The organism is Rhodoblastus acidophilus (assembly GCF_009720655.1).
GTDB classification, from domain to species: Bacteria; Pseudomonadota; Alphaproteobacteria; order Rhizobiales; family Beijerinckiaceae; genus Rhodoblastus; species Rhodoblastus acidophilus_A.
Genome location: NZ_WNKS01000028.1, coordinates 20358 through 29786 on the forward strand (window position 1 = coordinate 20358; position 9429 = coordinate 29786).

9 protein-coding genes are annotated in these 9429 nt (G+C 65.8%); all 9 read right to left on the reverse strand.

The window, feature by feature from the left end:
- Positions 1-4: 4 nt before the first annotated feature.
- On the reverse strand, positions 5-910 hold the full coding sequence (locus GJ654_RS19515; RefSeq protein ID WP_155447856.1) for an EamA family transporter: 906 nt from the start codon (positions 908-910) through the stop codon (positions 5-7).
- The gene (ppx, locus tag GJ654_RS19520) at positions 907-2409 is read right to left on the reverse strand and encodes an exopolyphosphatase (protein WP_155447857.1); all 1503 of its coding nucleotides are present in this window, start codon (positions 2407-2409) and stop codon (positions 907-909) included. Before ppx ends, GJ654_RS19515 begins: the two co-directional genes overlap by 4 nt.
- Before the next feature lies 1 nt (position 2410).
- Positions 2411-4606, reverse strand: a complete 2196-nt coding sequence (locus GJ654_RS19525; protein ID WP_155447858.1) for an RNA degradosome polyphosphate kinase — start codon at positions 4604-4606, stop codon at positions 2411-2413.
- 55 nt (positions 4607-4661) lie between these two features.
- A complete protein-coding gene (locus GJ654_RS19530) occupies positions 4662-5351 on the reverse strand; it encodes a DnaA ATPase domain-containing protein (protein WP_155447859.1) in 690 nt (229 codons plus the stop codon).
- Positions 5348-6454, reverse strand: a complete 1107-nt coding sequence (locus GJ654_RS19535; RefSeq protein WP_155447860.1) for an AI-2E family transporter — start codon at positions 6452-6454, stop codon at positions 5348-5350. The genes GJ654_RS19530 and GJ654_RS19535 overlap by 4 nt, the downstream gene beginning before the upstream one ends.
- Before the next feature lie 22 nt (positions 6455-6476).
- The gene (locus GJ654_RS19540; RefSeq protein WP_155447861.1) at positions 6477-7022 is read right to left on the reverse strand and encodes a CDP-alcohol phosphatidyltransferase family protein; all 546 of its coding nucleotides are present in this window, start codon (positions 7020-7022) and stop codon (positions 6477-6479) included.
- A 148-nt stretch (positions 7023-7170) separates the two neighbouring features.
- Positions 7171-8583, reverse strand: coding sequence for a PucC family protein (locus GJ654_RS19545; protein WP_155447862.1), 1413 nt, complete (start codon positions 8581-8583; stop codon positions 7171-7173).
- A gap of 135 nt (positions 8584-8718) precedes the next feature.
- Positions 8719-8904 carry a light-harvesting protein gene (locus GJ654_RS19550; RefSeq protein ID WP_155447863.1) on the reverse strand — a complete coding sequence of 62 codons (186 nt, stop codon included), beginning with the start codon at positions 8902-8904 and terminating at the stop codon, positions 8719-8721.
- A gap of 12 nt (positions 8905-8916) precedes the next feature.
- Positions 8917-9045: a light-harvesting protein gene (locus tag GJ654_RS19555; RefSeq protein ID WP_155447864.1), complete on the reverse strand. Its 129-nt coding sequence runs from the start codon at positions 9043-9045 to the stop codon at positions 8917-8919.
- Positions 9046-9429 lie beyond the last annotated feature (384 nt).

A 9429-nucleotide genomic window follows, 5' to 3' on the forward strand; every position in this document is an offset into this window, starting at 1 on the left:
AATTTTAGGGCGCGCGAGACGACGTTGGTACAGGGGTGCGGCGGGCGAAGACGGCGATGGCCAGCCCGGCGAGCACCACGACTATGCCGGCAAGGGTTGCGGCGCTCAAAATTTCGCCGAAGGCCAGGGCCGCGCCCGACAGGCCGAACACCGGGACCAGCAGGGAAAACGGCGCGACCTGCGCCACCGGATGCCGGCTGAGCAGCCAGGACCACAGGCCGAAGCCGATCATGGTCGCGCCATAGGCCAAGAAAGCCGCGCCGCCCCAGACCGCCAGACTCGGATGGGTCAGGGCGTGGATGATCGCCGCGTGGTCCTCCAGCATCCAGGACAGGGCGAGCAGCGGCGCCGGCGCAACCAGGCTCGACCAGGCGATGAAGCCGAACACATGAATCTTTCCGGCGCGGATCGAGAACAGATTGCCCGCCGCCCAGAACAGCGCCGCGCCGACCACCGCCAGGAACGGCAGCATTGGGGCGGACAGGCCGCGTGAAAACCCGATCAGGGCGACGCCGGCGAGCGCGACCCCCGCGCCGATCCCTTGCGCGGCGCGCGGCTTTTGGCCCAGCGCGATCCAGGCGAGCAGGATGGTGAAAATGGACTGGATCTGGATCACCAGCGAGGCCAGCCCCGCCGGCATCCCATATTTGATCGCGATGAACAGCAAGCCGAACTGGCCGACGCCGATGCACAGGCCGTATCCCAAAAGGTCGAACAGGCGCGTTTTGGGACGGGGAACCAGCAGCACAGCGGGAAAGGCAGCCAGGAAGAAACGCATCGCCGTAAAAGTCAGCGGCGGCGCCTCGGCGACGCCCGCCTTGATGGCGATGAAGCTAAACCCCCACAGCGCCGCGATGAGCACGGCAAGGAGCAGGTCGCGGGCGGGAAGTTTTTCCTGCTCGCGCCTCACTTGATCGCCAGCGCGGGCTTGCGCCCGAGCAGCCGCGCCAGTTGCTTCATGCGGCCGTTGAGTCGCTCGCCCGCGAGAGCGGCGAGGTCGGGCGGCAGCGTCAACAACAGTTCGCCGCGCGCGCAGGTCAGTTTGATCCGAGGCAGGACGCCGGGGCTGGAGGCCGAGATGATGTAGGCGACGCGTTGCAGCGCGCCCATGATCCGGGCGCGATCCATCAGGCGCGGGGTGGCGAGGCCGCGAATCAGCGGGCTGACGTCCTCGTCCATGCCGATGTGGCGATAGGCCACCGCCATACCGAGATAGGCGCGTCCCGCATGGTCCACGCCCATGGTCGGCGTGTTGGCGAGCAGGTCCATGGCGAGGCCGGCGCGATGATCCGGAGATGTGCGCCAGCCGATGTCGCCATAGAGGCAGGCGGCGTGGCGCAGCCGCTTCTCCTCCGCCGTCTCGTGCAATTGGCTCGAGGCGAAAAAAGCGTCGGTCCAGTGAATCATGTCCTCGCCGTGGCCGGGGGACCGCGAGCGCAAAATGTTGTAGGCGCGGGCCGCCTCCAGCAGCGGGTCCTGCGCGCGGGTCGCGGCGTCGAGCCGATCATAGAGCAGGCCCTCGCGCACGCCGCCAATCGAGATGATCACGCGCGACGGTTTTCCCCGCCTGATGATTTCCTCCAGCGCCACCGCGCCATAGGCGAGCGAGGGGCGGCGCTGCTGCGACACCACGCCGACGGCCACCAGCGCCTCGCAGTCGACGCGTTCGACCAGCGCGGCGAAATCCAGCGCGTCGCGCGCCGGAATCTCGTAGCCGTGCATGACTTCGAGCGGATAATTGCGCTGGTGCATGTGCAGCTTGGCCAGCGCCCGCCAGGTGCCGCCCACCGCGTAAAACGTGCGCCCGCGCAAGACGTCCAGCGGGGCCGCGTCGGCCAGCGCCTGCCGCGCGATCTTCACCGCCGCCTTGGGCGAGCCGTTGGAGGCGTCCATCAGCGCGAGCGCGCCGAGTTTCAACGACACGCCCGAGCCGGCGCGGCCGCCTTTGACGTCGATCAGCTCCAGCGAGCCGCCGCCGAGATCGCCGACCACGCCATCGGCGTCGTGAAAGGTGGAAATGACGCCGAGCGCCGACAGTTCGGCCTCGCGGGCGCCTGAAATCAGCTCGATGGGACAGCCGATGGCCTCGCCCGCGGCGGCCAGAAAGGCGGGGCCGTTGGCGGCGTCGCGCGCCGCCGCCGTCGCGATCGGCCTGACATCGTCGATCCCCATGATTTCGCAGAGTTTTCGGAAGCGCCGCAGCGACGCCAGCGCCCGCTCGACCCCCTCCGCCGCCAACTCGCCGGTGGTCGTCACCCCCCGGCCCAGGCCGCACATGGCCTTCTCGTTGAAAATGGGAACGGGCGAGCGCGTCACCCCCTCATAGGCGACGAGGCGCACGGAATTGGAGCCGATGTCGACGATGGCCGTCGGCTTCACACCGGGCAGCCGGCCTTGACCCTGTGTCATTTCAATGCCGTTCGCGCTTCTTGAACAGAGGTTTGGGGCTCGACTCGCGCAAGCTCTTGCCGCGCCCCGACAGCGACGGATTGGTCATGAAATATTTGTGCAGGTTGAACGGCTCCTCGTTCGGCGGGCGCTCCAGATGCGCGGAGGAGCCGTCGGGCATGATGCGATAGGACTGCTGGTTGTCGAGCATGTTGGCGACGAGAATCTGGTCCAGAACCTGTTCGTGCGTGGTCGGATTGGTGACCGGCAGCAGCGATTCGACGCGGCGGTCGAGATTGCGCTGCATCAGGTCGGCGGACGAAATGTAGACATGCGCCTTCTTGTGCGGCAGGCCGTAGCCGCCGCCGAAGGCATAGATGCGGGTGTGCTCGAGGAAACGCCCGATCACCGATTTCACCCGGATTTTTTCCGACAGGCCCGGCACGCCCGGGCGCAGGCAGCAGATGCCGCGCACCACCAGATCGATGGACACGCCGGCCTGGCTGGCGTCGTAGAGCGCGTCGATCATTTCGGGATCGACCAAGGCGTTGCACTTGAGCCAGATCGCCGCCGGGCGCCCCGCCTTGGCGTGCGCGACTTCCTCCGCGACATGGCTGAGCAGCTTCTTCTTCAGCGAAATCGGCGAGACCGCCATGCGCTCGAGCCCGACGGGTTCGGCATAGCCGGTGATGTAGTTGAAGATGCGCGAGACGTCGCGCCCCACTGCGGGATCGGCGGTGAAGAGAGAAACGTCCGTGTAAATCCTGGCGGTGATCGGGTGATAATTGCCGGTGCCGATATGGCAATAAGTGGCGAGCCCCCCGCTTTCGCGCCGCACCACGATCGACAGTTTGGCGTGCGTCTTCAGCTCGATGAAGCCAAACACGACTTGCGCCCCGGCGCGCTCCAGGTCGCGCGCCCAGCGGATGTTGGCTTCCTCGTCGAAGCGGGCTTTGAGCTCGACCAGCGCGGTGACGGACTTGCCCGCCTCGGCCGCCTCGACCAGGGCGCGCACGATCGGGCTGTCGGAGGAGGTGCGGTAGAGCGTTTGCTTGATGGCGACCACATTGGGATCGCGCGCCGCCTGCATCAGGAATTGCACCACCGCGTCAAAGCTTTCGTAGGGGTGGTGGACAACCAAGTCCTTCTGCTTGATGGCGAGCAGGATGTCGCCGCCGTTCTCGCGCACGCGCTCGGGAAAGCGCGGGGTGTAGGGGGTGAATTTCAGCTCCTGGCGCGGCAGGCCGACGACTTCAGACAAGTCCTTGAGCGCCAGCATGCCGTCGAGCGCGATGACCTCGTCGGCCTCGACATCCAGTTCTTCGGCGACGAAGGCGCGCAGGTCCGCGGGCATTTGCGCGTCGGTTTCAAGGCGGATCACCGAGCCGCGCCGGCGCCGTTTGATCGCGGTTTCGAACAGGCGAACGAGGTCTTCCGCCTCCTCCTCCACTTCGAGATCGCTGTCGCGGACGATGCGAAACAGACCCCTGCCCTTCACCGCATAGCCGGGGAAAAGTTTCTGGATGTGGGTGAGGATCAGCGCCTCCATCGACACCAGGCGGAACCCGCCGCCGGGCGTCTCCGGCAGGCGCACAAAACGCTCGATGTTTTGCGGCACGCGCACCAGCGCCTTCATCCGCTCGCGCCCGCTGGCCTCCTCGAGATCGAGCGCCAGGGACAGGCCGAGATTGGGGATGAAGGGGAAGGGATGGGCGGGATCGACCGCCAGCGGCGTCAGGATGGGAAAGACGTGCTGGAAGAAATAATCGTCCAGCCAGAGTTTTTCCGTCTTGGTCAGCTCCTCCGGATTGACGAGGACGATGCCCTCGCCGACCAGCTCCTCTTGCAAGTCGCGCCAACGCCTGATCTGCTCGCGCGCCAGCAGGCTGACCCGCGCATGGATCAGCGGCAATTGCTCGGCGGGGCTGAGGCCGTCGTCGCTGGGGGTTTCGACGCCGCTGCGCAATTGCCCGCGCAGGCCGGCGACGCGCACCATGAAGAATTCGTCGAGATTGTTGGCGGAAATCGAGACGAAGCGAACGCGCTCCAGCAGGGGATGGCCGGGGTTGGACGCCTCCAGCAGGACGCGGCGGTTGAACTCCAGCCAGGACAATTCGCGGTTGATGAAGCGTTTGGGCGACGCCCGGAGGTTCTCGTCGGCGAGCGCGGCGTCGGCCGGTTGTGTCATCGCGCTCACGGGTTGCATCACCTCGGTCATCTCACATCGCTTTCTGCGTTAGGCGCGGCATATTGTCCCCCCTGCCCGCCGGAGGTCAATCGCTGTCGTCTTCGCCGCAACCGAATCGCGGGTTCGCGCGCAAGACGGCGCCGGCGAAGGCCCGGGTCACCGGCCGCCCCTGGGCCAGCGCCTCGCGGTCGAGCGCCTCGACCAGCTGCGCGCAGGCGGCCAGCGAACGCTCGATGCGCGCGGCGAGATAGGCGATGGTGGTCTCCTCCACGCGAATCTGCCGGTCGTCGAACAGCTTTATAAGAATGGCGGCGACAAAATTTTCGTCGGGCGCGGCGATCTCTGCCTGAGGCATGCGACGCAAACGTGACAACAGGTCCGGCGTCCTCACGCCCCAGAAATCGGGCGGGCGGGCCGCCGTCAGCATCAGCGCGCCGCCGGTTTCGGTGAACAGATTGATCAGATGGAACAGCTCTTTTTCGGGCGCCTGTTCCGCGTCTTCCAGCAGCAGCGCCTGTTCCGCGCCGAGCGCCGGGGGGCTGGCGGCGTCCATGGCGCCGGCTTGAAAAATCCTCGCCTGCGCCCGGGCCGCCCAGATCGCGCCCAGATGGCTCTTGCCCGAGCCCTTGGGGCCGCTGAGCAGCAGCATGTTGCGCGGCCAGTTCGGCCAGAGACGCACCAGGGCGAGCGCCTGCGCGTTGCACGCGTTTTCGAGAAAATCCTCTTCGCCGTATCTGGGCGAAAGCCGCAGGTCCAGCGGCAACTGCCCGGTCATGGCGTGTCGAGGTCCATCCCGTGGAACAGCGGGCTCTTCTTATAGCGGGCGGCGGCGAAGCGCACGAGGACGCCGAAGGCGGCCGCCGCCGGAACCGCCAGGATCATGCCGACAAAGCCGAACAGGCTGCCGAAGGCGAGCAAGGCGAAGATCAGCCAGACCGGGTGCAGGCCGACGGAGCCGCCGACCAGCTTTGGCGTGAGCAGATTGCCCTCCAAAAACTGGCCCGTGACCACCACGCCCATGGCCATGCCGAACAGGCCCATATGTGGCCAGCCCTGGACGATGGCGACCACGGCCGAAAACACCAGGGCCGTCAGCGAGCCGACATAGGGGATGAAGCTCAGCAGGCCCGCCGACGTGCCGATCAGGAAGCCGAAATTCAGGCCGATCAGCGACAGGCCGAGGCCGTACCAGAGGCCGAGGAAAAGGCAGACGAGGGATTGCCCGCGCAAAAAACCGCTGAGCGCGCGGTCGATGTCGCCGGCGATCTCCAGGACGGCGGCGCGGTGGCGGGGCGGCACCAGACTGTAGAGCACGGCGACCATCTTGTCCCAGTCCAACAACAGATAGAAGGTGACGACCGGGGTGATCACCGTGAGCGTGACGATGCCGACCAGCGCCTGTCCGCCGGACCAGATGCCCTTCAGGAAATTGCCGAACCATTGCACGCCCTGGCCGACGAAATTGCCGAGGGATTTTTGGATGGATTCGCTGGCGTTGGCGCCGTCGAGGCCAAAGCGCTGCAGCCACTCGCCGCCGTATTTCTGCAGCAGGTCGGCGGCCTGGTCCGTGGCGAGGGTTTGCAGCTTGGCGGCGTAAACCGGCAGGCTTTCCGCAAATCCCACGACCTGACGGCCCAGAACCGGGGCGAGGACGAAGATGACGATGGTCAGCACGACGATGAAGGCGGCGAGAATCACCAGCGTCGCCATGAGACGGCTCAGGCCGAGTTTTTCGAGACGGTCGGCCACGGGATCGAGCACATATCCCAGAATCAGCGCGGCGACGAAGGGCGCCAGGACGCTGGCGAACATGTAGAGGCCCAGGCTGGCGAGAACCAGCATCAGGAGCCAGAACGCGACCTGCCATTCGATGCGCATCCGCCAGACCTCGATAGTCCCGTCACGCCGTCATGTGCGCGACCCAACGTCTGAAATAGGCCGCCAGCGAGGCCAAGGTCAATGCCGCCACGAGCCAGACCCCTGCGGTAAACCACGGCATGGCGAACTCGAAGGCCAAGGCGCCGAGCAGCAGCGCGACAAAGGCGATCTGCGCCGCTGTGTTGGCCTTGGAGAGGAAATGCGGGTGGATCGTCATCGGCTTGTCCATCACCCAGCACAGGATGACGGCGCCGACGATCATCAGGTCGCGCGACACCACCAGCGTGGCGAGATAGAGCGGAATCAGGCCGATCGACGCCAGAGTCACATAATTGCAGACCAGAAGCGCCTTGTCGGCGAGGGCGTCGAGATAGGCGCCGAGCTCCGAGCGCAGGTCGAAGCGCCGGGCGATCCAGCCGTCGAGCGCGTCCGACAGGCCGGCGACCAGAAAAATGGCCAGGGCTTCCGGCCAGCGCCGCTCCACGATCATGTTGACCGAAAGCGGCGCGAGCATCAGGCGCCCGAGGCTGATCAGATTGGGAACAAAGGCGAACCAGGTTTTGGCCATGGAGACTCGACGCTGGAGTTTTTGGGTGAACGCTTGCTCGCCCGTCAGGCTCCAGTTTTTCTGTTTTGACGTGTGCTTTTCACGCGAGCGCCAATATGCCGGGCGATTCCTGGCGCGACAAGGCGCCGGAATCGCCCGGGAACGCGCGCTATGCGGAGACGCCGGTCGGGGACTCCGCGCGCCGGCGGCGGCGCAGCAGCGGGACCATGGTGACGATCGCCGCCAGCAGAAACAGAATTTCGATGCTGTAGACGACGTTGTAGGGCGTCGCCGGACCGAAGGCGTCCGCGCTCGGCATGGCCGCGACCGTGTCGCGGATGACGCCGCCCAGCGCAATGGCGACGCCCGCCGCCGAAGCCTGGACCGCGCCCCAGGCGCCCAGCGCCAGACCGGCCTGCTCCTCGGGCGCCAGATTCATCGTCGCCGTCAGCGTGCCGTGCCCGAACAGGCCCGCGCCGAAGCCGATCAACGCCGTGCCCACGGCGAACAGCGCCATGGAATTGCCCAGGGGGGCGGAGAAAATCACGCACAGGAAGGCGGGGATGCCGACCAGCGCGCCGTAGCAGGCCATCAGGAAGGGGTCCATGCCGCGGCTGAGCACGCGCGACGCCAGCCCAAAACCCAGCAGGCCGCCGATGGCGAGCGCCGCCGTCAGTTTGGTTGTCTGCGACACGGCGAGATGCAGAATCTGCCCGCCATAGGGTTCGAGCAGGACGTCTTCCATGCTGAAGGCCATGGTGCCCAGGCCGACGGCGATCAGCCGGCGCTTGGCGCCCAGGCCAGCCGTAAAAGTCGTCCAGGCCTCGCGGAAGGACGGATGCTTGCGCTCAATCTTGGGCCCCTCGTAGGGCGTGCGCGCCTCCTGCTGCCACATGGCGGTGATGTTGAGAACCATGGTCGCCACGGCGGCGCCCTGGATCACCTGGATCAGGCGCGCGGGACTGAAATCCGCCAGCGCGGCGCCGAACACCTGGGCGCAGACGATCATGCCGAGCAGCAGCATGACATACATCAGGCCCACGACCTTGGGCTGCGATTCGACCGGCGCCAGATCTGTGGCCAGCGCGAGGCCGACCGTCTGGATCATGTGGAGGCCGGCGCCGACCAGCAGGAAGGACAAGCCGCCGCAGGCGTAGCCGATCCACGCCGGCGTGTTCACGGATTCGCCGAACCCGGTCAGAACCAGGATCGCGAAGGGCATGATGGCGAGCCCGCCGAACTGCAGCAGCGTGCCTTGCCAGATGTAGGGCACGCGTTTCCAGCCCAGCGCCGAGACATGATTGTCGGAGCGGAAGCCGATCAGCGCGCGCATCGGCGCGAAGACGAGCGGCAGCGAGATCATGATGCCGACCAGCGAGGCCGGCGCGCCCAGCTCGACGATCATCACGCGGTTGAGCGTGCCGACCAGCAGAACCAGCGCCATCCCGACCGAAACCTGAAACAGGGAAAGCCGCAGGAGCCTGGAGAGCGGCAGGTCCGGTGTGGCGGCATCGGCGAACGGGAGGTACTTGCCCCCGAGGTTCGCCCATTTCTGCATCAACTTGGCGCTGAGAGGGTTCATGGAGGCGGCGACCCGATTTTTTGCGGCGAAGTTTCCCTCGCCAACGATCAGAAAGCGGCCGGCGTCATGGACACCGGCCGCCAGGAAAATTCAAAAGTCGATATGGCGTTAGGAAACACCAGATTCAACTTGGCGTCAGCCGAGAACGGTGGTCTCGATGGCCGCAGCCTTCTTCACGCCACCCTGCCAGTAGGCCGGGAACCAGGTGGTGTTCGACAGGATCGCCAGGTGAACGAGCACCGCGATGATGGTCACGGAGCCGAGCATCAGCGGGAGGCCAACGGCCGGGTCGACGACGGTCCAGATCTTGCCTTGATTCATGGTCAGAACTCCTTAGTGCAGCCAGGGGGTCATCGAATAAGCGAGGACGTGCGCGAACACGGCGATAACCGCGAAAATGCGCGTGCCGTCGATGACGTGCTTGTGAAGTTCTTCGGCTTGCGCCTCATTGAGTACAGCCATTGTCCACCTCTTAAAAAGCGCCACTGTTATCGTGCGTTTGCCGCACGCGATCTTACACCTGTGGCTCGGCGGCCCGCGCGTCTGGCGACAAAATCGCTTGCGGCAGGTAGGCGTCACTATAGCTTGACAGACTTCGTTGTCAATGACGAATTACAATATTTTAATGTGCGCGAAATGAAACCGGCTCTCGACCCAAGCCGCAGACTGGAAACGAAAAACCGGCCGGCACCCCGAGGATGCCGGCCGGCCATTCCTTAGCGCTTAACCGACGTCAGACGACGTCAGCGAAGAAGCTCAGCCGAGAACGGTGGTCTCGATGGCCGCAGCCTTCTTCACGCCACCCTGCCAGTAGGCCGGGAACCAGGTGGTGTTCGACAGGATCGC

Excerpts from the sequence above, each read along its gene's own strand:
- ppx (WP_155447857.1), bottom strand. The coding sequence starts at position 2,409 with ATGACACAGGGTCAAGGCCGGCTGCCCGGTGTGAAGCCGACGGCCATC.
- GJ654_RS19525 (WP_155447858.1), bottom strand. The coding sequence starts at position 4,606 with ATGACCGAGGTGATGCAACCCGTGAGCGCGATGACACAACCGGCCGAC.
- GJ654_RS19530 (WP_155447859.1), bottom strand. The coding sequence starts at position 5,351 with ATGACCGGGCAGTTGCCGCTGGACCTGCGGCTTTCGCCCAGATACGGC.
- GJ654_RS19535 (WP_155447860.1), bottom strand. The coding sequence starts at position 6,454 with ATGCGCATCGAATGGCAGGTCGCGTTCTGGCTCCTGATGCTGGTTCTC.
- GJ654_RS19540 (WP_155447861.1), bottom strand. The coding sequence starts at position 7,022 with ATGGCCAAAACCTGGTTCGCCTTTGTTCCCAATCTGATCAGCCTCGGG.
- GJ654_RS19545 (WP_155447862.1), bottom strand. The coding sequence starts at position 8,583 with ATGAACCCTCTCAGCGCCAAGTTGATGCAGAAATGGGCGAACCTCGGG.
- GJ654_RS19550 (WP_155447863.1), bottom strand. The coding sequence starts at position 8,904 with ATGAATCAAGGCAAGATCTGGACCGTCGTCGACCCGGCCGTTGGCCTC.
- GJ654_RS19555 (WP_155447864.1), bottom strand. The coding sequence starts at position 9,045 with ATGGCTGTACTCAATGAGGCGCAAGCCGAAGAACTTCACAAGCACGTC.